At 58.2% G+C, this 22,099-nt stretch carries 25 protein-coding genes; 13 read left to right on the top strand and 12 right to left on the bottom strand.

Annotated elements, in window-relative coordinates; genetic code table 11:
* Positions 1-9: 9 nt before the first annotated feature.
* Entirely contained in the window at positions 10-714 is a 705-nt protein-coding gene (locus MHH62_RS03035) for an SDR family oxidoreductase (RefSeq protein WP_038450187.1), read from the bottom strand.
* Positions 715-815: 101 nt separating this feature from the next.
* Here MHH62_RS03035 and MHH62_RS03030 point away from each other — a divergent pair, with 101 nt between their 5' ends.
* The 3 genes from MHH62_RS03030 to rarD all read left to right on the top strand — a co-directional run bounded on the left by MHH62_RS03030 (position 816) and on the right by rarD (position 3,728).
* Positions 816-1,718, top strand: coding sequence for a LysR family transcriptional regulator (locus MHH62_RS03030; RefSeq protein WP_014718500.1), 903 nt, complete (start codon positions 816-818; stop codon positions 1,716-1,718).
* Positions 1,719-1,799: 81 nt separating this feature from the next.
* Positions 1,800-2,810, top strand: coding sequence for an aldo/keto reductase (locus tag MHH62_RS03025; RefSeq protein WP_032903041.1), 1,011 nt, complete (start codon positions 1,800-1,802; stop codon positions 2,808-2,810).
* A 36-nt stretch (positions 2,811-2,846) separates the two neighbouring features.
* Positions 2,847-3,728 (top strand): EamA family transporter RarD, encoded by an 882-nt coding sequence (rarD, locus tag MHH62_RS03020; protein WP_014718502.1) that lies wholly within the window; start codon positions 2,847-2,849, stop codon positions 3,726-3,728.
* 58 nt (positions 3,729-3,786) lie between these two features.
* Here the strand turns inward: rarD and MHH62_RS03015 are convergent, their stop codons facing one another.
* The 3 genes from MHH62_RS03015 to MHH62_RS03005 form a co-directional block, all read right to left on the bottom strand.
* Positions 3,787-4,947, bottom strand: coding sequence for a DUF6543 domain-containing protein (locus MHH62_RS03015; protein WP_339233045.1), 1,161 nt, complete (start codon positions 4,945-4,947; stop codon positions 3,787-3,789).
* Between the two features lie 235 nt (positions 4,948-5,182).
* On the bottom strand, positions 5,183-6,259 hold the full coding sequence (hppD, locus tag MHH62_RS03010) for a 4-hydroxyphenylpyruvate dioxygenase (RefSeq protein WP_014718504.1): 1,077 nt from the start codon (positions 6,257-6,259) through the stop codon (positions 5,183-5,185).
* A gap of 246 nt (positions 6,260-6,505) precedes the next feature.
* Positions 6,506-7,429: a DMT family transporter gene (locus tag MHH62_RS03005; protein ID WP_038450190.1), complete on the bottom strand. Its 924-nt coding sequence runs from the start codon at positions 7,427-7,429 to the stop codon at positions 6,506-6,508.
* A 77-nt stretch (positions 7,430-7,506) separates the two neighbouring features.
* Between MHH62_RS03005 and MHH62_RS03000 the strand changes: the two genes are divergently transcribed.
* The 3 genes from MHH62_RS03000 to MHH62_RS02990 all read left to right on the top strand — a co-directional run bounded on the left by MHH62_RS03000 (position 7,507) and on the right by MHH62_RS02990 (position 10,745).
* Positions 7,507-8,385 carry a LysR substrate-binding domain-containing protein gene (locus MHH62_RS03000; protein ID WP_072434587.1) on the top strand — a complete coding sequence of 293 codons (879 nt, stop codon included), beginning with the start codon at positions 7,507-7,509 and terminating at the stop codon, positions 8,383-8,385.
* Between the two features lie 255 nt (positions 8,386-8,640).
* Complete coding sequence (locus MHH62_RS02995; RefSeq protein ID WP_339232422.1) at positions 8,641-10,185, top strand: EAL domain-containing protein; 1,545 nt, start codon at positions 8,641-8,643, stop codon at positions 10,183-10,185.
* A gap of 194 nt (positions 10,186-10,379) precedes the next feature.
* Positions 10,380-10,745 (top strand): histone-like nucleoid-structuring protein, MvaT/MvaU family, encoded by a 366-nt coding sequence (locus MHH62_RS02990; protein ID WP_014718508.1) that lies wholly within the window; start codon positions 10,380-10,382, stop codon positions 10,743-10,745.
* Positions 10,746-10,856: 111 nt separating this feature from the next.
* Here the strand turns inward: MHH62_RS02990 and MHH62_RS02985 are convergent, their stop codons facing one another.
* Positions 10,857-11,393 (bottom strand): DUF4946 domain-containing protein, encoded by a 537-nt coding sequence (locus MHH62_RS02985; RefSeq protein WP_014718509.1) that lies wholly within the window; start codon positions 11,391-11,393, stop codon positions 10,857-10,859.
* A 178-nt stretch (positions 11,394-11,571) separates the two neighbouring features.
* Here MHH62_RS02985 and gloA point away from each other — a divergent pair, with 178 nt between their 5' ends.
* Positions 11,572-12,093 carry a lactoylglutathione lyase gene (gene gloA / locus MHH62_RS02980; protein ID WP_003191301.1) on the top strand — a complete coding sequence of 174 codons (522 nt, stop codon included), beginning with the start codon at positions 11,572-11,574 and terminating at the stop codon, positions 12,091-12,093.
* Between the two features lie 132 nt (positions 12,094-12,225).
* Here gloA and ahpF read toward each other — a convergent pair whose 3' ends face one another.
* The 3 genes from ahpF to MHH62_RS02965 all read right to left on the bottom strand — a co-directional run bounded on the left by ahpF (position 12,226) and on the right by MHH62_RS02965 (position 15,551).
* Positions 12,226-13,791 (bottom strand): alkyl hydroperoxide reductase subunit F, encoded by a 1,566-nt coding sequence (gene ahpF / locus MHH62_RS02975; protein WP_020302758.1) that lies wholly within the window; start codon positions 13,789-13,791, stop codon positions 12,226-12,228.
* A gap of 130 nt (positions 13,792-13,921) precedes the next feature.
* A complete protein-coding gene (gene ahpC / locus MHH62_RS02970; protein ID WP_003191303.1) occupies positions 13,922-14,485 on the bottom strand; it encodes an alkyl hydroperoxide reductase subunit C in 564 nt (187 codons plus the stop codon).
* Positions 14,486-14,618: 133 nt separating this feature from the next.
* The gene (locus tag MHH62_RS02965; RefSeq protein ID WP_020302757.1) at positions 14,619-15,551 is read right to left on the bottom strand and encodes a site-specific integrase; all 933 of its coding nucleotides are present in this window, start codon (positions 15,549-15,551) and stop codon (positions 14,619-14,621) included.
* 169 nt (positions 15,552-15,720) lie between these two features.
* Here MHH62_RS02965 and MHH62_RS02960 point away from each other — a divergent pair, with 169 nt between their 5' ends.
* Positions 15,721-16,728, top strand: coding sequence for a DNA-binding protein (locus tag MHH62_RS02960; RefSeq protein WP_336826627.1), 1,008 nt, complete (start codon positions 15,721-15,723; stop codon positions 16,726-16,728).
* On the opposite strand, the gene gorA is transcribed toward MHH62_RS02960, so the two are convergent.
* Positions 16,729-18,087, bottom strand: a complete 1,359-nt coding sequence (gorA, locus tag MHH62_RS02955; protein ID WP_336826629.1) for a glutathione-disulfide reductase — start codon at positions 18,085-18,087, stop codon at positions 16,729-16,731.
* 105 nt (positions 18,088-18,192) lie between these two features.
* Entirely contained in the window at positions 18,193-19,032 is an 840-nt protein-coding gene (gene galU, locus MHH62_RS02950) for a UTP--glucose-1-phosphate uridylyltransferase GalU (protein ID WP_003173830.1), read from the bottom strand.
* Positions 19,033-19,343: 311 nt separating this feature from the next.
* On the opposite strand from galU, the gene MHH62_RS02945 reads away from it, so the two are divergent.
* Positions 19,344-19,529, top strand: coding sequence for a hypothetical protein (locus MHH62_RS02945; RefSeq protein WP_003191311.1), 186 nt, complete (start codon positions 19,344-19,346; stop codon positions 19,527-19,529).
* Between the two features lie 139 nt (positions 19,530-19,668).
* Positions 19,669-19,950, top strand: a complete 282-nt coding sequence (locus tag MHH62_RS02940) for a hypothetical protein (RefSeq protein ID WP_014718514.1) — start codon at positions 19,669-19,671, stop codon at positions 19,948-19,950.
* A 5-nt stretch (positions 19,951-19,955) separates the two neighbouring features.
* Here the strand turns inward: MHH62_RS02940 and MHH62_RS02935 are convergent, their stop codons facing one another.
* Positions 19,956-20,186, bottom strand: coding sequence for a hypothetical protein (locus MHH62_RS02935; RefSeq protein WP_014718515.1), 231 nt, complete (start codon positions 20,184-20,186; stop codon positions 19,956-19,958).
* Positions 20,187-20,331: 145 nt separating this feature from the next.
* Positions 20,332-20,682 carry a hypothetical protein gene (locus tag MHH62_RS02930; protein WP_003191317.1) on the bottom strand — a complete coding sequence of 117 codons (351 nt, stop codon included), beginning with the start codon at positions 20,680-20,682 and terminating at the stop codon, positions 20,332-20,334.
* Positions 20,683-20,894: 212 nt separating this feature from the next.
* Here MHH62_RS02930 and MHH62_RS02925 point away from each other — a divergent pair, with 212 nt between their 5' ends.
* From MHH62_RS02925 to alkB, 3 genes are read left to right on the top strand one after another with little or no spacing between them, the layout of a single operon-like run.
* The gene (locus MHH62_RS02925; RefSeq protein ID WP_003191319.1) at positions 20,895-21,197 is read left to right on the top strand and encodes a DUF1883 domain-containing protein; all 303 of its coding nucleotides are present in this window, start codon (positions 20,895-20,897) and stop codon (positions 21,195-21,197) included.
* 26 nt (positions 21,198-21,223) lie between these two features.
* Positions 21,224-21,391 carry a hypothetical protein gene (locus MHH62_RS02920; RefSeq protein ID WP_014718516.1) on the top strand — a complete coding sequence of 56 codons (168 nt, stop codon included), beginning with the start codon at positions 21,224-21,226 and terminating at the stop codon, positions 21,389-21,391.
* Positions 21,392-21,394: 3 nt separating this feature from the next.
* Positions 21,395-22,060 (top strand): DNA oxidative demethylase AlkB, encoded by a 666-nt coding sequence (gene alkB / locus MHH62_RS02915; RefSeq protein ID WP_339232421.1) that lies wholly within the window; start codon positions 21,395-21,397, stop codon positions 22,058-22,060.
* Positions 22,061-22,099 lie beyond the last annotated feature (39 nt).

Raw genomic sequence — 22,099 nt, 5'->3', positions numbered from 1 at the left:
GCCATGTATTTACAACAGGCCGCCACCGTCGATATCAACCACCGCACCGGTCATAAAGCCATTTTCCATGGCCAGTACATACCCCGCCGCCACTTCTTCAGCCTGCCCCACCCGCCCAACCGGCAACCCTTGGCCCGCCTTGGCAAACATTGCCAAACGTTGCTCTTGGCCAAGCCCTGCATAGGCCGGTGTGTCTATCACCCCTGGGCTGATCACATTGACTCGACGCGGCGCCAGTTCCTTGGCCAGTTGCTTGCCCAAGGCCTCGGTCGCAGCGTTAATGCCCGTCTTGATGAACTGCCCTGCCGCTAACTTGCGCCCCAACTGGCCCGAGGTCAGGGTGATGCTGCCCTGCTCGTGCAAAAACGGCAGCGCGTGTTGAATGGCGCGTAGTGCGCCCCAGAGCTTTACATCGAAGTTGTCCCGGGCTTCATCCAGGTCTGTTTCGATCAAAGGCTTGGCCCGCACCGAAGGCCCCGAGGTGTAGACCAGATGGTCAAAGCGCCCCACGGTTTCGAACAACTGCTTTAACGAGGCGCTGTCGGTGACGTCCACCGGCTCGTTGCGCAGCCCGCTGTCGGAACCTGGCGCCAAGCGGCGCCCGGCCACGATCACATGCGCGCCTCGCGCCAAGGCGGCCTGGGCAATTGCCGCGCCGATACCGCTGCTGCCACCGATGACGATGATGGTTTTACCGCTCAGGGAAGAGGTCATGAGAAAACTACCTGGGTCAGAAAGTGAACGTTCATCTTCCCAGCTTGGTAATCGATGAAAAATCCGGGTAAAACGACAAGATCTTTAAAGGATTTTTATCAATGAGCTCGATTCTCGACCTTGAAGTCTTCGTGCGCAGCGCCGACACCGGTAGCCTGACGGCCGCCGCCCGTGGCCTGGGCCTCACGCCAGCGGCCGCGAGTATCGCCCTCAAGCGCCTTGAAACCCGTCTCGGCATCCGCCTGCTTGCCCGCTCCACCCGCAGCATGCGCCTGACCGAAGAAGGCCGGCGTTATCTGGACAGCGTGCGGGTAGCGCTGGAAGCCCTGTCCGAAGGCGAACATGCCATCAAGCAACAAGGCCAAAGCCTCAGTGGTTTATTGCAATTGGCCGCTCCCTCGGACTTCGGTCGCAATGTGCTGTTGGGCTGGTTGGATGAGTTCAAGCTGGAGCACCCCACTATCCGTCTGCAACTGTTGCTCAACGACAGCAATGCCGATTTGTTTCGCGACACTGTCGACATCGCCTTGCGCTTTGGCGTGCCGAGAGACTCCAGCCTGGTGGCCCTGCCGGTGGTACCCGATCACCATCGCATTGCCTGCGCCAGCCCCGACTACTTGGCGCGCCACGGCACCCCGCATACGCCCGAAGACTTGGCCCACCACAGCACGCTGCGCTACATGCGCCGGGGCCAGGCCAATAGCACCTGGTATTTCCGCCAGGGGACCTTGCTCCAGGAGGTTGAAGTGAGCGGTGACTATCTCAGCGACGATGGCGAGATTGTCCGCCGCTGGGCGTTGGCGGGGCATGGCATTGCCTATAAAGCCAACCTGGACGTGGCCCGTGATATCCAGGCTGGGCGGCTGGTGCCCCTGCTACTCGACTGGCAAGGCGAACCCACGCCATTCAACCTGATGTGCCCTCACCGCCTGCAAGTGTCAGAACGCGTGAAAGTGCTGCATCGTTTTTTACAGGCCCGTTGCGAGACTTTGCTACGCGCATGAACAAATCCGCTCAGGGCTTGTTCCAGAGCGCTCGGGTCTGGTATTGCATGACTCACGTTTACCTGCCATGAGGAGCTTTGCATGATTTACCGTACATTGGGTCAGTCCGGGTTAAAGGTCAGCGCTCTGACCCTCGGCACCATGATGTTTGGCGAGCAGACCGGTACCGAAGACTCGCTGCGCATCATCGACAAGGCCTGGGACCAGGGCATCAACTTCATCGATACAGCTGACGTGTATACAGGCGGACGCTCCGAGGAAATCGTCGGCGAGGCGATTGCACGCAACCGCCAGGATTGGGTGGTGGCCTCCAAGGTCGGCTTCGGCCCTACCGACGGCGTGCCCAACCGCAGCGGTTTGAGCCGCAAGCGTCTGTTCAACGCGCTGGACGCCAGCCTGGCACGCCTGGATACCGACTACCTGGACATCTACTACCTGCACCGCGAAGACCACCACACGCCGTTGGAAGTGACCGTATCCGCCATCGGCGACCTGATCCGCCAGGGCAAAGTCCGCTACTGGGGCCTGTCCAACTACCGAGGCTGGCGCATCGCTGAAGTGATTCGCGTGGCTGAACGCCTGGGCGTGGATAAACCCATTATCAGCCAGCCGCTGTACAACATCGTCAACCGTCAGGCCGAGGTCGAACAGATCACCGCTGCAGCGGCCTACGGCCTGGGTGTGGTGCCTTACAGCCCGCTGGCCCGAGGGGTTCTTAGCGGCAAGTACGCCCCGGACGTCACGCCCGAGCCCGGCAGCCGTGCCGCGCGCCAGGACAAGCGCATCCTGGAAACCGAGTGGCGGGTTGAATCACTGCGCATTGCCCAGCAGATCCAGCAATACACTCAAGGGCGCGGCGTGGGGATCGTCGAGTTCGCAATCGCCTGGGTGCTGAACAATGCGGCGGTGAGCTCGGCGATTGTCGGGCCGCGAACCGAGGCGCAGTGGGACGCCTACACCGGAGCGCTGGCGGTGAAGATCAGCGCTGAGGACGAGGCGTTCATTGATTCGTTGGTTACGCCAGGGCATTCGTCCTCGCCGGGGTTCAACGATGTCGGGCATTTTGTATCCGGTCGATTGGCACGCCTGTAGACTACCCGCGCAATAATTGGCTTTCGCGAGGGCAGCGTGTCTAAAGGTGTTGTGTTATCGGTCTTGGCCTCGGTGTTGTTTGCCGTGATGTATTACTTCACATCACTGCTTACGCCCCTGAGTGGCCTGGAGATTTTCGGCTGGCGCATGCTGCTCACCGTGCCCTGCATGACGGTGTTCATGCTCGTCAGCGGCGAGTGGCGCAGGGTCTGGGAACTGCTGCGCATGCTGGCGGCCAAGCCACGGCTGGTCGGCGGCGTACTGGTGTCGTCGGCCTTGCTCGGCGTGCAGTTGTGGTTGTTCATGTGGGCGCCGCTCAATGGGCGCAGCCTGGACGTGTCCGTGGGGTATTTTCTGCTGCCGTTGACCATGGTGCTCACCGGGCGCCTGGTCTACGGCGAGCGCCTGTCGCGGCTGCAACAGATTGCTGTGGTGTTTGCCGCGCTGGGTGTGCTGAATGAGCTGTATCAGGCCGGTGGTTTTTCCTGGGCAACACTGGTAGTGATCATCGGCTACCCGGTGTACTTCGTGGTGCGTAAATACCTGACCACTGATCATCTGGGAGGGCTGTGGCTGGATATGGCGTTGATGCTGCCGGTGGCCTGGTGGTTTGTACAAAGCGGCGAACAAGGCTTTGCCGTACTGGATGGGCATCCAAAGCTCTATGCATTGATTCCCATGCTGGGCCTTATCAGTGCCTCGGCGCTGGTGAGTTACATCATTGCCAGTCGCTTGTTGGCGTTCAGCCTGTTCGGGCTGCTGAGCTATGTGGAGCCGGTATTGCTGCTCGCGGTGGCGTTGCTGTTGGGCGAAGGGATCGAGGGCGGACAGTGGCTGACCTATATTCCGATCTGGCTGGCGGTGATGGTGCTGGTGTATGAGGGATTCAAGCATTTGGTGCGTCAGCGCCGGGCTTGATGGGAGGCTGAGAGTGGATGTCGGCTGTGGGGGCGTCCGTACCCCTCTGTCAATTGAGTCAGGTCCTGACTTCGGTTGTCGGCACATCAGGTGTGCCGGCAACTTGTTCAATGACGTTGGCGGTATCTTCCAACCTCTCTCGCCACTTACCGTAATAGGGGATGTTGTGTTGAGCTTGGTTGCCTGCGCTTTCCAGCTTGGCATCCATCTCTTGCTGATCGACACCAAACAGCTTGCCGATACGGTTGTCGCGGTTCAATTCAAGCAACGTTCCTTTGACGGGGTCTTTCGCGATAGTTTCGATGGAGTGGGCTATGTCTTCAGGAACACCCAGCGCTTTCAACGCGGTGGCGAGGCCATGCCCAGGACTTCTGAGTTGCTTCAGGAATTCGTCGTAAAGACCGTTTAGATTATTGGCATCCACATTGTCCAAGGAAACACTGGCTATTTTTTTGCGGAACGCATTGAACGTCATGGGTTCAAGCGGTTTGTTTTCGTTCAACCCATTTTGAACGAAATAAAATCTGCGCTTCTTGGCGTCCTTTTTTTGTCCCTCGCCGTACAAGTTTCCATAAGCGTCGTAGCTATAGACGATGGCTTCTCCATCTGGCCGATATCCGACATAAAACGCCTTGCCATCAGGTTCCAGTTTATAGAGCTGTGTTCGCACCAGCCCGTAGACCTGAACCGGAGGGATCGAAGTGCCCTTGTTTAAACGCTCGAAGATATTCCCCTTCTCATAACCAAAACTTCCTACCACTGCATTGCTATCGCCATCAGCGAACATGCCAAATTTCTGGTTGACCCGCTCCTCCTGCTTGGGCGCTTGATCATTGGCAAAATGCTTCGTAAATCGCTTGCGCTCAATCGGATCATTGGCCACGTCTTTGAGCCAGTCTGTCATCTGCTGCGCATTATCGAACTCATGAAACGAGGTCACGTCGTCTTCCGGCATGTACAGGACGAAATTAGGCCCCTCTTCTGTAAGCAGCACCCGCTTGATCATTATCAGGTCGTTGGACTGAACACCATCAACGGCAAATGTCGAGACCTGCACCCCTGGACTTCCCGGTTTGTTGGGTGACAGCGCGGCCTCCGTCAGTTGATGCGCTTTGGCGGTGAGTGTGTTGCCCAAATACTCGGTTTCACTGTCATCGAGAAACTTTTTACGCGCCTGATCGACTGGGTCTGCATTACCGGCTGAGCGAACATTGCGCACAGGCCCTATCTGCTCGGTTGATGTAGATGGGCCAATCGGGCGTTGAAGGGGAGGAGAATTCACATTCATAAGAGGGCCTCTTGATATTGGACACGCAGAAATTGTCTGCGCCCTACCCTCTGAGTGATATTTCAAGAAACGTCTGTTCCCAATAAACCACAGGCCATTTGCAACACGCTGCATCAGGCACAAAACAGCCCGGTAAAAACCGGGCTGTTTTGCTTTAGCCTGTCGATCAATCGGCGGTCAGCACACCACGACGCACCTGGTCGCGCTCGATCGACTCGAACAGCGCCTTGAAGTTGCCCTCTCCAAACCCATCGTCGCCTTTACGCTGGATGAATTCGAAGAACACCGGGCCCATCAGGGTTTCCGAGAAGATCTGCAGCAGCAGGCGCTTGTCACCGGCAACCGACGAGCCGTCCAGCAGGATGCCGCGCGATTGCAATTGATCCACTGGCTCGCCATGGTTCGGCAGGCGACCTTCGAGCATTTCGTAGTAAGTGTCTGGCGGCGCGGTCATAAAGCGCATGCCGATCTTCTTCAGCGCGTCCCAGGTCTTGATCAGGTCGTCGGTGAGGAACGCTACGTGCTGGATCCCCTCGCCATTGAACTGCATCAGGAACTCTTCGATCTGCCCGGCGCCCTTGGACGACTCTTCGTTCAACGGGATCCGGATCTGGCCGTCCGGCGCGCTCATGGCCTTGGAGGTCAGGCCGGTGTACTCGCCCTTGATATCGAAATAACGCGCTTCACGGAAGTTGAACAGCTTCTCGTAGAAATTGGCCCAATAGATCATGCGCCCGCGATAGACGTTGTGGGTCAGGTGGTCGATGACCTTCAGGCCAGCGCCTACCGGATGGCGGTCAACGCCTTCAAGGTAGACGAAGTCGATGTCGTAGATCGAGTTGCCTTCGCCGAAACGGTCGATCAGGTACAACGGCGAACCGCCAATGCCTTTGATCGCCGGCAGGTTCAATTCCATCGGGCCGGTGTCGATGTGGATCGGCTGGGCGCCCAGTTCCAGGGCGCGCTTGTAAGCCTGCTGCGAGTCCTTGACCCGGAACGCCATGCCGCACACCGACGGGCCGTGCTCGGCCGCGAAGTAGGAAGCGAGGCTGTCGGGTTCGTTGTTGAGGATCAGGTTGATCTCGCCCTGGCGATACAGGTGCACGTTCTTGGAACGGTGGGTGGCCACTTTGGTGAAGCCCATGATCTCGAAGATCGGCTCCAGTGTGCCCGGGGTCGGCGAGGCGAATTCGATGAATTCAAAGCCCATCAGGCCCATTGGGTTTGCATGTTGGTCGGTCATGTTCGGTGCCTCATCATTCTTGTAGGTAGCAATTGTTTAGTTGCGAGCAAGGATGAGGCTGGAGGGTGGCGCACAAGAAAGGCCTCGCACGCTGCGGGCGAGAAAGTCACCAAAGATGAGGGGGGAGCCAAGTAGCTTCATGGTGTCATCAGTCTCTGACGGCCGAGGCTTGCGTGAGCGCAAGTCCATATTCTTGTATGCGTAAACTGATTCTACACAGCGTAACCGGGTTTGTCCGTAGTCTTATCAAATCCCCATTACCCTGCCCTGCGCAAGGGGTTTGTTACACAGGTAGATGCCCAGCAGGATGACCGCACCCCCCACCCACATCGCCATCGTCAGCGGTTCGTCCAGCAGCACCGCGCCGCAAATGACCGCCGTCAATGGGTTGAGCGCGATGAACACTCCGGACCGTGTGGCGCCTATGCGACGAATGCCATCGTAATAGCCGATATACGCCAGCGCCGAACCCATCACGCCCAGGTACATCAGGCTGAGCAGTTGCGGTAGATCAATAGCGTGCAGCCCTGCCATGGTCACGCTGGGTGAAACCAGCGCCGTAACGCTTAGCATCAGCGTGCCCAGCAGCACCGACCAGGTCACGGTCTGCAACGGCCCCAGGCTCTGATTGAGCCCACGGGAGAACAGCGTGTAAACGCCCCACCCCGCCACGCAACCGAGGATCAGCAGGTCACCGGCCCAGGCCATGGTCGCGCCCTGCAATGCCTGGGGATTGCGACTGATGATGACGGTCGCCGCGCCTGCCAGGCACAACGCGATACCGATACATTTGATGCGGCCCAGGCGCTCCTTGAACAACCACCAGGACGCCAGGCCGATCACCGCCGGGTTCAACGCGACAATCAACGAGGCGCGTGACGCATTGGTGTACTGCAGCCCATAAAAGAAGCACAGGTTGTAAAAGAAAATCCCAAAGAACCCCAACACCGCCAATTGGCCCCATTGGCGCGTGCTGGGGCGCACCAGGGCCGTGCGCGAAGCGGCCATGAACAGCAGCAATGCTGCGCTGGCCAAGGTGAAGCGCAGAGTGGCGGCCAGCAGCGGGTGGACCTGATCAGCCAGGTAGCGCCCTGCGACAAAGGTGCCGCCCCAGATCATGGTGACAGCGGCAAGCTTCAGATAAGTGAGGCCATCGGCGACGTGACGCATAAGGCGGTGCTCAGGTGAGGGACGAATGGGCGTATTCTTTGGCTAATCACTCCTCATCGTAAAATGAGCCTTTACTCATGACCCTGACCCAACTGGAAATCTTTTCTCTGGTGGCCGAACTGCAAGGTTTTACCAGTGCGGCGCATCGCCTGGGTATCAGCCAGTCGGCGGTGTCCCACGCGATCAAGGCCTTGGAGCAGGAACTGGGGGTGGAGTTGTTTCGGCGCCATCAGACGGCGGTGGAACTGAGCGAAATCGGCGCACAATTGCTGGGACGCGCCCGGGCCATGCTGGGGCTGGCCAACACCTTGCAGCAGGAAGCGGCGGATGCACGCGGCATGAAGCGTGGCACGCTGCGTATCGGCTCGTTCGGGCCGACGGCGTCGGTTCGGTTGTTGCCGCCTATCCTCAGGCGCTTTCGCCAGGTTTATCCGGGTATTGAAGTGCATGTGGATGAAGGGCCTGATCGCCAGGTCGTTCAGTGGCTGGATGAGCGCCGGGTGGATATCGGTTTTGTGGTGCTGGAGCAGGAACGCTTCGATACGGTCGCGTTGCTGGAAGATCAACTGGTGGCGCTGCTACCGGCCGGGCACCGGTTGGCCGCCCTTGAGGCCGTGCCCCTGCAAGCGCTCTGCGATGAACCCTTTATTCTGACTGAAGCCGGCTCGTCGGAGCTGGTGATGCGCTTGTTCAGTCAAGCCCGATTGCAGCCCAAAGTCCGGTACCGCTGTGCGCAGTTGCTCAGTACGTTGGAGGCGGTCAGTCGGGGCGATGGTTTGAGTGTGGTTGCGCAGGCCTCCTTGCCGGAACATAGCGACTGGCGTTATGTGGCGTTGCCATTGGCGCCGCAGGTCCCACGCCGGATCGGACTGGCGGTGCTGGATCGACGACAGTCCTCCCCGGCTACCCTGGCATTCATCGAGCTGGCGCAAGGGTTGTACCCCTCGCTCACTTAGTGACCTGGCTATGCGCAGCGTCCTCTCATGCGTCGCACCCTACATAGTCACCCAATGTAGTGAAACGCAGCGTCGGCGACACCCTCCACACTCTGTACTTCAACGGACTTTGCGGGTTCGGGCGGGGGCGGTGCCTGATCCCCGCCACCACTGACCGAACGGCGAGGTCAACCCGCTTGAAACAAGTGAGCAGGCCTGCGTAATGCCATCTATCATCGGCTTATCTCACTCTTTTTCTCGCGACTGACTGCCCCTATGTCCCTGACTGTCAAAGGCCCACGAAGCCGAGCCGCACGCTATTTCATCAGTGCAACCAGCGGCGTGTTGCCCATCTTGCTGGGGGTTGTGATTCTGTACTGGCAAGCCGAGCGCACCCTTGAGCAAAGCACGGCGCAAACCGCTCAAGAAGCGGTCCGCCAGTTCGACCTGATGCTCGACAATACCGCCATCGCTGCCCAGGCTTTGCTGCCGCTGGCCGGTAAACCTTGTGACAGCAGCGCCAAGTTGGCGCTACGTGAACAAGTCACGCGCCGGCCGTTTGTGCGGGCCACGACGCTGTCCTGGCAGAAAAACATCTATTGCAGCTCGTTGTTTGGCGGTCGCTACCAATCGCCCGTCAACCCGGACGACTATGTGGATGGGCGCCTGTGGTTGATGAAAGGTAACCCCGTTACACCCGATACCGCCCTGCTGGTGTACCGCCTGGTGGAAGGCGATCAAGGCGCGTTTGCCTCGGTTGACGGTTACCACCTCACCAACGCCTTGCGCTTGATCAGCCGTTACGCGTACTTGGTATTGCAAGTCGGCCCGAACTGGCTGGGGGCCGACGGCAAGGTGCATCAAGGCGCGTTGCCGGTATTTGCCGTGGCCCCACAACGCCTGGCTTCCGAGCGCTATCGCTACAGTGTCGAAGCCGGGATGCCCGAGGGTGAAGTCTGGCGCTACATGCAGGCGCGGTATCCGGCGCTGTTCAGCCTGGTGGTGTTTTTCGGCATATTGGCGGGGCTGCTCGCTCACTGGCTGCAAAAACGCTCGTCCGCGCCAACCCACGAGTTACAACGCGCCTTGGGCGCCAATGAGTTCATCCCGTATTTCCAACCGGTAGTACGGGGTGACACACGCCAATGGGCCGGCTGTGAGGTGCTGATGCGCTGGAGGCATCCCAAAGAAGGCCTGGTGCGCCCGGACCTGTTTATTCCCCTGGCCGAAGACTCTGGCCTGATCGTGCCGATGACCCGCGCCCTGCTGCGCCAGACCGCCGCGCAACTGGCGCCCCATGCCGCACGTTTCAGCCCCGGCTTTCATATCGGCGTGAACATCACTGCACGCCATTGCCAGGACATGGCGCTGGTGCAGGACTGCCAGGAATTTCTGGCCGCGTTCCCACCCGGCCAGGTCACCCTGGTGCTGGAGCTGACTGAGCGGGAGCTGATCGAACCCACCGAGACCACCCGCCGGCTGTTCGAGGCCCTGCATCAACTGGGCGTCATGATCGCCATTGATGACTTCGGCACCGGCCACTCCAGCTTGGGCTATTTGCGCAATTTCAATGTCGACTACTTGAAGATCGATCAAAGCTTTGTCGCCATGATCGGTGCAGATGCGCTGTCGCGGCATATTCTCGACAGCATCATAGAGTTGTCGGTCAAGCTGGATCTAGGCATTGTTGCCGAAGGTGTAGAAACAGCCCAACAGTGTGAATACCTCGTGGCCCAAGGCGTGGATTTCCTACAGGGTTACCTGTTTGGCCGACCATTACCCTGCGATGAATTCATTAAATCCTTGGGGATCGTTGAATAGCCTTGCGCGGTCTACGATGAAAGATTGGTCTTTCTTTAAAAGACATGATTTACTCGGAATGAATTAACTACTACAATTTTTTCTGCCTGTGCAGAACTCGCAGAAGGGTCTTTTTCGTTGACGTGGCTTAACGTTCTTGGCTTATAGCTTTGTCTGCAGTTGATATCCGCAACTACATTATTGGAGTACAGATTTTGTCCAGACTCGCCGAATTTCGCGCAGCAGAAAAAGCCCTTCAAGAGCAGCTTGCACAGCTGGAATCTTTGAAGAATGACGCTGGCTTGAAGAAAGAAATCGAATTCGAAGAAAAGCTCAAGACGCTGATGGGCAAATACGACAAAAGCCTGCGCGACGTGATCGCTATCCTCGACCCAGCGCCACGCAAAGGCGGCGCACCGGCCGCCGCCGCGCCAAAACAGCGCCGCGCACGGGTGGTCAAGGTTTACCACAACCCGCATACCGGCGAGCTGATCGAGACCAAAGGTGGCAACCACCGCGGCCTTAAAGCCTGGAAAGAACAGTACGGCGCTGCCACTGTAGATTCCTGGCTTCGCGGCTGAAACATGTACTAAAAAAAAGCCCCGCATACGCGGGGCTTTTTTTGCTCTAGCGGTTCGGAATCGAATTTAACTTAGCGTTCACATTGTTCACATTCGCTCAGCTTGAGCGGGTCAAAGTTTCAGACTGTTACGCACCGAACTGATTTCCTCCTTGCTCGCCTCGTACGCTTGCGCTTGGCCCGCGTATGAAAATACATAGGCCTTATCGACATCCAGCGCACCGACTAATGTTTGCGACAATACGTGTCGACCGTTCTCGGTAATCACACAGGTAGTTTCCAGCGCGTCAAGCCGACTCAATGTCGTGGGGTGCATTTTGCTGCACACGCTTTGATAACCGCCACGGGCAAAGTCTTTCTGGATCGACTTGCGCATCTCCAGCAACACGCCGGGAAGATTAACTTTATGGCCGGTTTCAATCGGCGTCCCGGTCAACTCCATCACCATCAACGTGGCGCCATTTTCATCATTCTTGATCGCTCGCTGCCGGGACACTGCTTGGGGTTTGGCAGGGAGTTCGTCGTCAGGCACGACTTCTTCGACCTGCCAACCGCTGGGCCAATGGACCTGCGGGTCAGCTGCCAGCACAAACGGGCTGCCCAACAACACGCACACAGCACTCAACAGCGGCCTACGAAACTCGATCATTGCAAAAACACCCAAGGTTCCAGCCGCAAAGTGTGCGGCCCGGCGCGCGCTGACCGCAAGGGTTTAGCGCGCTTTTTCATTTGGCGCAGCCGGTGCGCCTTGCGTATCATGGCCCGCCTGCATGGAGGCAGGCCGCAAGCCAATGGACCGCTCATCTCACATTTTTTCTGGAGGGCCCATGAGCCTGCACGAATTGAACACCTTCCCGGGCGTCACTGCCCAACCCGACAACGCTACGGCAAACTTCGTGTTCAACCACACCATGTTGCGGGTCAAGGACATCACCAAGTCGCTGGACTTCTACACGCGCATCCTGGGTTTCTCCCTGGTCGAGAAACGTGACTTCCCGGAAGCCGAATTCAGCCTGTACTTCCTGGCCCTGGTGGACAAGGCCCAGATCCCGGCCGACGCCGCCGAGCGTACCCAATGGATGAAATCGATTCCGGGCATCCTCGAACTGACCCACAACCACGGCACCGAAAACGATGCCGACTTTGCCTACCACAACGGCAACACCGACCCACGCGGCTTTGGCCATATCTGCATCTCGGTGCCGGACATTGTGGCGGCGTGCGAACGTTTCGAAGCCTTGGGCTGTGATTTCCAGAAACGCCTGACGGATGGCCGCATGAAGAGCCTCGCGTTCATCAAGGACCCGGATGCCTATTGGGTTGAGATCATCCAGCCGGCGCCGATGTAATAAGCACTGCGTGACGCGGAGCGTCACCGGATGCATTCCCCCGCGGAGCGTGGGAACGAGAATCCCGCGCCGGGCGTGGGAACGAGAAAAACCCCATGATCGCTCATGGGGTTTTTCATTTTCAGCCCAGGATTACGCCGGAGCAGAGGTGCGGATCAAGTGATCGAACGCGCTCAACGAAGCCTTGGCGCCCTCGCCTACTGCAATCACGATCTGCTTGTACGGCACGGTGGTTACGTCACCGGCGGCGAACACGCCAGGCAGTGAAGTCTCGCCACGGGCATCGACAATGATCTCGCCGCGCGGCGACAGCTCTACCGTGCCTTTGAGCCAGTCGGTGTTGGGCAGCAAGCCAATCTGCACGAAGATGCCTTCCAGGTCGATGGTCTTGAACTCACCGCTGTCGCGGTCCTTGTAGGCAAGGCCGGTGACTTTCTGGCCATCGCCTTTGACCTCACTGGTCAATGCACTGGTAATCACATCCACGTTCGGCAGGCTGTAGAGCTTGCGTTGCAACACGGCGTCGGCGCGCAGCTTGCTGTCGAACTCAAGCAAGGTGACATGGCTGACGATACCGGCCAGGTCAATGGCCGCTTCCACGCCGGAGTTACCGCCGCCGATCACCGCCACACGCTTGCCTTTGAACAGCGGGCCATCGCAGTGCGGGCAGAAGCACACGCCGCGGGCTTTGTATTCCTGCTCACCGGGCACACCCATCTCTCTCCAGCGGGCGCCTGTGGCCAGGATCACGGTCTTGGACTTGAGGGTCGCACCGCTTTCGAAGCGAATTTCGTGCAGCTCCCCGGCATTTTTCGCCGGTACCAGGCTGCTAGCGCGTTGCAGGTTCATGATGTCCACATCGTACTGACGCACATGGGCTTCCAGCGCACTAGCCAGTTTTGGCCCTTCGGTTTCCTGTACCGAGATAAAATTCTCGATGGACATGGTGTCCAGTACCTGGCCACCAAAGCGTTCAGCCGCCACACCGGTACGAATACCTTTACGTGCCGCGTAAATGGCAGCCGAGGACCCGGCGGGGCCACCGCCAACCACCAGGACGTCGAAGGCGTCCTTGGCGCTGATTTTTTCCGCGGCTTTCTCGATACCGCTGGTGTCGAGCTTGGCGAGGATTTCTTCGAGGCCCATGCGGCCCTGGCCAAAGTTGACTCCGTTCAAGTAGACACTCGGGACCGCCATGATCTGGCGCTCATCGACTTCAGCCTGGAACAGCGCGCCATCAATCGCAACGTGGCGGATGTTCGGGTTCAGCACGGCCATCAGATTCAGCGCCTGGACCACGTCCGGGCAGTTCTGGCACGACAGCGAGAAGTACGTCTCGAAGCTGAACTCGCCTTTGAGGGCGCGGATCTGTTCAATTACTTCGACACTGGCTTTCGACGGGTGGCCACCCACTTGCAACAGGGCCAGCACCAACGAAGTGAATTCATGGCCCATAGGGATGCCGGCGAAACGCAGGCTGATCTCAGCACCCGGGCGATTGATGGAGAACGATGGCTTGCGCGCATCATTGCCATCGGTGTTCAGGGTAATCAGCGTTGAGAGGCTGGTTACGTCCTGCAAAAGAGCAAGCATTTCCTGGGATTTCGCACCGTCGTCGAGGGAGGCGATGATCTCGATCGGCTGGGTGACCCGTTCCAGGTATGACTTCAACTGAGCTTTAAGATTGGCGTCCAACATACGGGCGATTTCCTGTTCATTCGGTTTATTGCAGACAAAAAAACGCCCGAGCGACTCTCGCCCGGGCGTTTTGAGGGCGGATGCAGCTTACTTAAGTGCGGATACCCGCCCTTGATACGCGTTCACAGACTTAGATCTTGCCGACCAGGTCCAGAGACGGCGCCAGAGTGGCCTCGCCTTCTTTCCATTTGGCTGGGCAGACTTCACCCGGGTGGGCAGCGACGTACTGAGCGGCCTTGATCTTGCGCAGCAGCTCGGAAGCGTCACGACCTACACCGCCGTCGTTCAGCTCAACGATCTTGATCTGACCTTCCGGGTTGATCACGAAGGTGCCGCGGTCTGCCAGGCCAGCCTCCTCGATCAGCACGTCGAAGTTACGGGAGATGGTCAGGGTTGGGTCGCCAATCATGGTGTACTGGATTTTGCCGATGGCTGGCGACGTGTTGTGCCAGGCAGCGTGGGCAAAGTGGGTGTCGGTAGAAACGCTGTAGATTTCGACGCCCAGCTTCTGGAATTCGGCATAGTTGTCAGCCAGGTCTTCCAGTTCGGTTGGGCAAACGAAGGTGAAGTCGGCTGGGTAGAAGAAGACAACCGACCACTTGCCTTTCAGGTCAGCGTCGGTCACATCGACGAAGCTGCCGTTTTTGAAAGCGGTGGCTTTAAACGGTTTTACTTGGCTGTTGATGATAGGCATCGTTGACTCTCCGTCAGGGGTTAAGAAGTTGATGAAGTGAATCCTACCGGCTCTTACGGTCGATGGCTCATTGGCAAACCTGATGCTGACGATTGGGTTTCTCTATCAGGTGACGCTATTAATAGAAAAAATCTCAAATCAACGGTTGGGTTGCCAGGGTCATGCCCAGAAACGGCGTCGCTTCAACATAGCGCATCGCAGATTTCATGTCGTTCCAGCCGACGTAACTCATCAGGGACTTCAAATCCCAACCACTGCGATGCGCCCAAGTGGCAAAGCCCCGACGCAGGGAGTGGCTGGTGTATTGATCGGCGGGGATGCCAGCGCGCTCAAGGGCCTGGCGCAATAACGGGATCACACTGTTGGGATGCAAGCCCTCCTCACCCAGGTTGCCCCAGCGGTCGATGCCGCGAAACACCGGGCCGCGCACCAAAGCCGAGGCGCTGAGCCACTCGCTATAAGCCTGTACCGGACACAGCCGGAGCAACGCTGGGGTCTGGTAGGTTTTGCCGAGGTTGTCACGGTCACTTTTGCTGCGTGGCAAGTACAGGCTAATGCCTGCGCCTGGCACGGCCTGCACGTGCTCAATGCTTAATCGGCACAGCTCATCACTGCGAAAGCCGCGCCAGAAGCCCAGCAGAATCAGCGCAGCGTCGCGCTTGGCCCGTAGCAAGCGCGGCGGGTCGTGATGCTCGCTGGCCTGTTTAGCTTCAATGTCCAGGGCGGCGATTACTTGCTCCAACTGCGTGAGCTGCAGAGGCTCGGCCTGCCGCTCCCGCGCCGGGTGCACGGCGCGGATGCCCTTGAGCACCTTGCGTACCACCGGCGCCTTCGTCGGGTCGGCAAACCCTTGGCTGGTATGCCATTGCGCCAAGGCCGAGAGCCGCAGTTTCAAGGTGTTGACTGCCAACACCCCGGCATGCGCCACGAGGTAGCGCGCCACGCTGTCGCTGGTGGCCGGCAGGAACCCTCCCCAACTGACTTCGAAATGCTCGATGGCCGCGCGGTAGCTGCGGCGCGTGTTGTCGCGGGTGGCAGCGTTGAGATATCGGTCCAGGTCGCTCATAGGCGTCTTTTCGTACCGCTGACGGGTGAATGGCTGATGAAAATGCTTATGACACGGGATAATACGTCAATATCCCATCTGTTAAATCATGAATTTCAACGAGTTTTTAATCATGTTATAGTATGTATATACATACCATGTACCACAGTACTTAATCGACGGAGACCCCATGGCTCGCGGTGGCATAAACAAAGCAGTAGTGCAAACGGCACGCCTGGCGATCCTCGCCCGTGGCGAAAACCCCAGCATCGATGCGGTGCGTATCGAAATGGGTAATACCGGCTCGAAAACCACCATTCATCGCTATTTGAAAGAGCTGGACGAAAGTGAGACGCGCCAGACCATCACCCAAGCGCCGATCGACGATGAGCTTGGTGAACTGGTCGCACGCCTGTCCCAACGCCTGAAAGAGAAGGCCCAAGAGCCGATCGACCTGGCCCTGGCGCAATTCGAGCAACAAAAAGCCGCCCTGCTCGCCCAGTTAGAAACCCTGGAAGAAGCGCACACCCAACTCAAACAGCAATTTGATATCCAGGCCGCTGCCCTCGCTGAAGAAAGCGCGGCGCTGCAAACCGCCAGCACCAGCCTGCAGACCGAGCAAACCCGTAACGCCGGGCTGAGCCAGGCGTGCAGCGACTACGAGCTAAGGCTCAACGACAAAGACGAGCAGATTCGCTCACTGGAAGAAAAACACCTGCACGCCCGCGATGCGCTTGAGCATTACCGCACTGCCATCAAGGAGCAGCGTGAACAGGAACAGCGTCGCCATGAGGGCCAGTTGCAACAGGTACAGGCCGAATTGCGTCAGGCCCAGCAAAGCGCTCTGGTGCGCCAGGACGAAATCACCCAACTGCATCGCGACAACGAGCGCCTGCTGAGTGAGCAGCGAGTGACAACCAAGGAATTGAATACGCTGCAGGAGCACGCTCGCCAGGACCAGGCGCTACAGTTGAAACTCAAGGAACAGCTCAGCAAGATCGACAGCGAGCGCACCCTGCTCCAGGAGCGCCTACGGGTTGCCGTGCTGGACAGCCAATCGCGCCAAGCGTCACTGCTTGAATATCAGCAGCACAACAAGGCGCTTGAGCTGGACCTGATCAAGGCCCAGGCAAGCATCGAAGCCCTGCGCCTGGCGACCGTCGTTGCAACGCTGCCAGAGGCAGCAGAGCCAAGCTGATCAGGGCGCCACAGGCGTGCGCATGGTGACGAATTCTTCCGCCGCCGTAGGATGCACGCCGATGGTTTCATCGAAATGCTGCTTGGTCGCGCCCGCCTTGAGCGCGATCGCCAGCCCTTGCACGATCTCACCCGCATCCGGGCCGACCATGTGGCAACCCAACACTTTGTCGGTGTCGGCGTCGACCACCAGCTTCATCAGGGTCTTTTCCTGGCAATCGGTCAGGGTCAGCTTCATCGGCCGGAACCGGCTTTCAAAGATCTGCACGTTGTGGCCATTTTTGCGTGCATCCTCTTCAGTCAGGCCGACTGTGCCGATATTCGGCAGGCTGAACACCGCCGTCGCGATATTGGCGTAATCCACCGGGCGGTATTGCTCGGGCTTGAACAACCGCCGCGCCACGGCCATGCCTTCAGCCAGGGCCACCGGCGTCAGCTGCACACGACCAATCACATCGCCAATCGCCAGGATCGACGGCTCGGCGGTCTGGTAGAGATCATCCACCGCGACGAAACCGCGCTCGTCCAGTTTGACCCCGGTATTTTCCAGGCCCAGGTTATCCAGCATTGGACGGCGGCCAGTGGCGTAGAACACGCAATCTGCTTCCAGCACGCGGCCATCCTTCAAAGTGGCCTTAAGGCTGCCGTCGGCCTGCTTGTCGATACGCTCGATGTCGGCATTGAACTGCAAGTCCAGGCCGCGCTTGGTCAGCTCTTCTTGCAGGTGTTTGCGCACCGAACCGTCAAAGCCGCGCAAGAACAGATCGCCGCGATACAGCAATGACGTTTGGGCGCCCAAGCCGTGGAAGATGCCGGCGAACTCAACGGCGATATAACCACCACCCACTACCAGCACGCGCTTGGGCAGCTCTTTAAGAAAGAATGCCTCATTGGAGCCAATGGCGTGTTCGCGCCCTGGAATCTCAGGGATCTGCGGCCAGCCGCCGGTGGCGATCAGGATGTGCTTGGCAGTGAAGCGCTCACCGTTGATCTCCACCTGATTGGCATCGACCAGGCGTGCATGCCCTTCATGCAGGGTCACGCCGCTGTTGACCAACAGGTTGCGATAGATACCGTTGAGGCGGTTGATCTCACGATCCTTGTTGGCGATCAGGGTCGCCCAATCAAAGTTCGCCTCACCCAGGGACCAGCCAAAGCCGCTGGCCTGTTCAAAGTCTTCGGCAAAATGCGCGCCGTACACCAACAGCTTCTTTGGCACGCAGCCGACGTTCACACAGGTGCCACCCAGGTAGCGGCTCTCGGCCACCGCCACCTTGGCGCCAAAGCCTGCGGCAAAGCGCGCCGCGCGAACACCGCCGGAACCGGCGCCAATTACATACAGGTCAAAATCGTAGGCCATTTCACTCTCCTCGGCAGGACACCAGCATACCGACTTACATGGGGCTAAAAAACGAAAAAGCCACCCGAAGGTGGCTTTCGCTTAAAACGTACCGGCAAGCGTGAATCAGTAAGCCTTGCCCGTCTTGTAGAAATGCTCGTAGCAGAAGTTGGTCGCTTCGATGTAGCCCTCAGCGCCGCCGCAGTCGAAACGCTGGCCCTTGAACTTGTAGGCAATCACGCAACCATCTTTGGCTTGCTTGAGCAGAGCGTCGGTGATCTGGATCTCGCCGCCCTTGCCTGGCTCGGTTTCTTCGATCAGCTTGAAGATGTCCGGCGTGAGGATGTAACGACCGATAATCGCCAGGTTCGATGGCGCGTCTTCCGGTGCTGGTTTCTCGACCATGTCGCGTACGCGGATCAGGCCATCGCCAATATCGTCGCCGGCGATAACACCGTACTTATTGGTTTCGGTCGGGTTGACTTCCATTACCGCAACGATGGTGCAACGGTATTTCTGGTAGAGCTTGACCATCTGGGTCAGCACACCGTCGCCTTCCAGGTTGACGCACAGGTCGTCCGCCAGGACCACGGCGAAGGGTTCATCACCGATCAGCGGGCGGCCGGTAAGGATGGCGTGGCCGAGGCCTTTCATCTGGGTCTGACGGGTGTAGGAGAACGAGCACTCGTCGAGCAGTTTACGGATACCGACCAGGTATTTTTCCTTGTCGGTGCCCTTGATCTGGTTTTCCAGCTCATAGCTGATGTCGAAGTGGTCTTCCAGCGCGCGCTTACCACGACCCGTGACGATGGAGATCTCGTTCAAACCGGCATCCAGTGCCTCTTCCACACCGTACTGAATCAGTGGCTTGTTCACCACTGGCAGCATTTCTTTGGGCATGGCTTTGGTCGCTGGCAAGAAGCGAGTGCCGTAACCGGCTGCTGGGAACAAGCATTTCTTGATCATATGAGTCCTTACAAAGGGCTGTGCGTACGGAATTCGGCGCAGTCTAATCAGGCCGCAGTCACCTTACAATGGGGTCCTGCTGGCGTTGCAATGTCATCATAGAGAAAAAATGTCGGCGTAAGTTCCGCTGATGCTGCATAGCGCATCACCAACGGTCGGCCAGAATCCGACTTGGCCCCTTGTTTAGAAGGGCTGCATTGGTTTTAGCACGCTTTGGCGCCCCTGGCACTGACCCGCAACAACTTGCGCCCCGCCCCGGCATTTGGCGCTATCATGGGCGCCTTGAACCAAGACCACGAGATTGCCAACAGATGTCAGAACCCAAAGGTGTAAACGGCTACCTGATCACGAAGCGAGCGGACGGCTGGCACTTGATCAATTTTCACGGTGACAGCGTTGCCGGCGTATTCGAGACCGAAAGCATGGCGATCGCCGTCGCCGAAGTGTTTGTAGATGAGGCAGGCCATGCATCGAGCAAGCGGCCGAAAACCAAGTAAGCCTCGTTGCACCGCTTTGAAAGCCCCGTTAAGCGGGGCTTTTTTGTTTGTCTGTACCTAGATGGCAGTTCGCTATAACCTTCAGCAACGCCACGACAGTGTCAGCGCGCCCTTCCAATACCCTCGATGACGAACCTCTATGAAAAAAATCCTGGCACTGACCGCGGTACTGGCACTCGCCGGCTGCACCACCGCTTCCGACACCGTGCTGAAAAATGGTGAACAAGGCTTGACCATCGACTGCTCGGGCGAGGCCAATTCATGGGCCAGTTGCTACGAGAAAGCGGACGCATCCTGCGCCGGCACCGGTTACCGCATCGTTGGCACCAATGGCACGCCGGCACTCAAGGAAAGCGACAAGACCCTGGGCCAGGACGTGGGCAACTTCAAAGGCCGTAGCGTGGTGGTGGTCTGCAAGTAACGCTGCTACAGGTGCACTTCAGCGAATTTGACCCCCAGGCCACGCAGGGTTTCGATCAGGTCATCCAGACGAGCAAATGACTCGACCTCATCCTGTTCGTCCACCAGGAAGTAGCTGCGCCCGCCGCTCTTCTTGAAAAACACGATCCACTCGCCCAGATCGGCGGGGTTCTGGATGACATGGGTGGCCGAGATCTGCCCTTCGGCATGGCGGGCTTTGACGTGTTCTCGTTTCATAACGGGCTTTCCAGAAAAACAAATGCCGCTCAAACCCAGGGTTTGAGCGGCATCTTTGTAGTGAATGCCCGACAGTTTAACGGATGCAGGCCGTCCCTGCAGGGTGATGGCTTTTTTTATCGGGTTTGAGGGGTGGGCCTGTGGCTCAACCGGAAATGCACTCTTCCCCTGCCTTCTTCACGTCGCCCGGGCGGATGGGCACATTGGACATGCTTTCATAAAGCTTGATGCTGCTACCGCTGGAGCGGTCTTCAATTTCAAAGATCGCCGACGGGTCTGCCGAGAACTTCTGCGGCACGATCACCTGAATGCCGTCTTTATGGGGCTCGATCTGCGGCGGCCGACGGGTCGCCTCCAATTTGCGCACCACGCACGCCGCATATTCCTGCGGCTTCTTCCCTGAGATGACCACCAATGTTGGCGGGGTCTGCTTGATATCTGCAACCGAAGCACACCCACCTATTGCCAAGGCCAGCACCAACACACTCCACTTCATACAAAAACCTCCGATAAAGACCCTACGACAGCGGGGATGGTAATTTTCTCCCACCAACGTAGGATTTATCTGTGATAACTCGGTAAATAACTGTTTTAAATTGTCGAAGTCGTCGACGACGGCCCGATAATAAACGCGCTGGGGCTGATAAACTCCATCTTAACCTACGTATCGTTCTGATTTTTCAGAAAAAGCCCTTCTGGAGACACCCCATGAAATTCATCCACCAGCGTGAGCACCTCAACGAGGGAGACATTGTCGTCATCGAATGCTCGCAGACCTGCAATATTCGCCTGATGAGCGATGCGAACTTTCGCAGCTTCAAAAATGGCGGCCGCCATACCTACCACGGCGGCGCATTTGATAAATTCCCGGCCAAGATCACCGCGCCCAGCACCGGCTTCTGGAACATCACCCTGGATGTGGTGACCCGTCGCGCCATCAGCGTGACCCGCAAGCCTGCGTTGTCCCACAAGATTCGTATCGTTCGTCGTACCAGCAGCAAGCTGAGCTGACCCGAACACCTGACAGGAAAAAAGCTGTGACCACCACAACCAAATACGTCATCAAGTACAAGCTCAACGGCGAACGCCGCTTTGAATTTGCCCAGTTGCAAAACAACAGCGTCGAAGAAGCCAAGCAAGCCTTGGCAAAAATTCATGATGCCAGCGACGAAATCACCGACATCAACGTGAGCAAGGCGCTGTAAGCCATGCCAGGCCCTACCGCCGATTTGTTTGCCGATGAGGCCCTGCAACAGCCTCCCGGGCGCGAGCAAATTGGCGAAGAGTCGTATGTACTGAGGGGCTATGCCTTGCCCTGGATCGAGCGGTTATTGCCTGAACTGCGGCGTGTCCTGGCTCAATCACCGTTTCGGCAGATGGTCACCCCCGGCGGCTTTACCATGTCGGCGGCGCTGAGCAGTTGCGGCGAGCTGGGCTGGACCACCGACGCCCGTGGCTATCGCTACAGCCCACTCGACCCGCGCAACCAGCAGCCCTGGCCCGCCATGCCCGAGACGTTGCGCCAACTGGCCGTGACAGCGGCAATCGAGGCCGGCTTCAGCGGTTTTCTACCCGATGCCTGCCTGATCAACCGTTACGTACCGGGGGCGAAAATGTCCCTGCACCAAGACAAGAACGAGCGCAACTACAGCGCGCCCGTGGTCTCGGTGTCCCTGGGGCTGCCGGCGATTTTCCTGTTCGGTGGGCATGCGCGCAGCGACAACACCCAAAAGGTCTCGCTGTTTCATGGTGATGTGGTCGTGTGGGGCGGCGTTGATCGCCTGCGCTTTCATGGCGTGATGCCTATCAAGGACGGCGTGCATCCGATCATGGGCCCGCAGCGCATCAACCTGACCTTTCGCACCGCGGGCTAATTTGACCGCAAGCTTCGGAGTGTCGATGACGAGCGGCAG

The organism is Pseudomonas sp. FSL L8-0168 (genome assembly GCF_037976155.1).
GTDB classification, from domain to species: Bacteria; Pseudomonadota; Gammaproteobacteria; order Pseudomonadales; family Pseudomonadaceae; genus Aquipseudomonas; species Aquipseudomonas paracarnis.
Note: the sequence above shows the minus strand (reverse complement) of the source record. Positions and strands in the feature narration are given on the sequence as shown.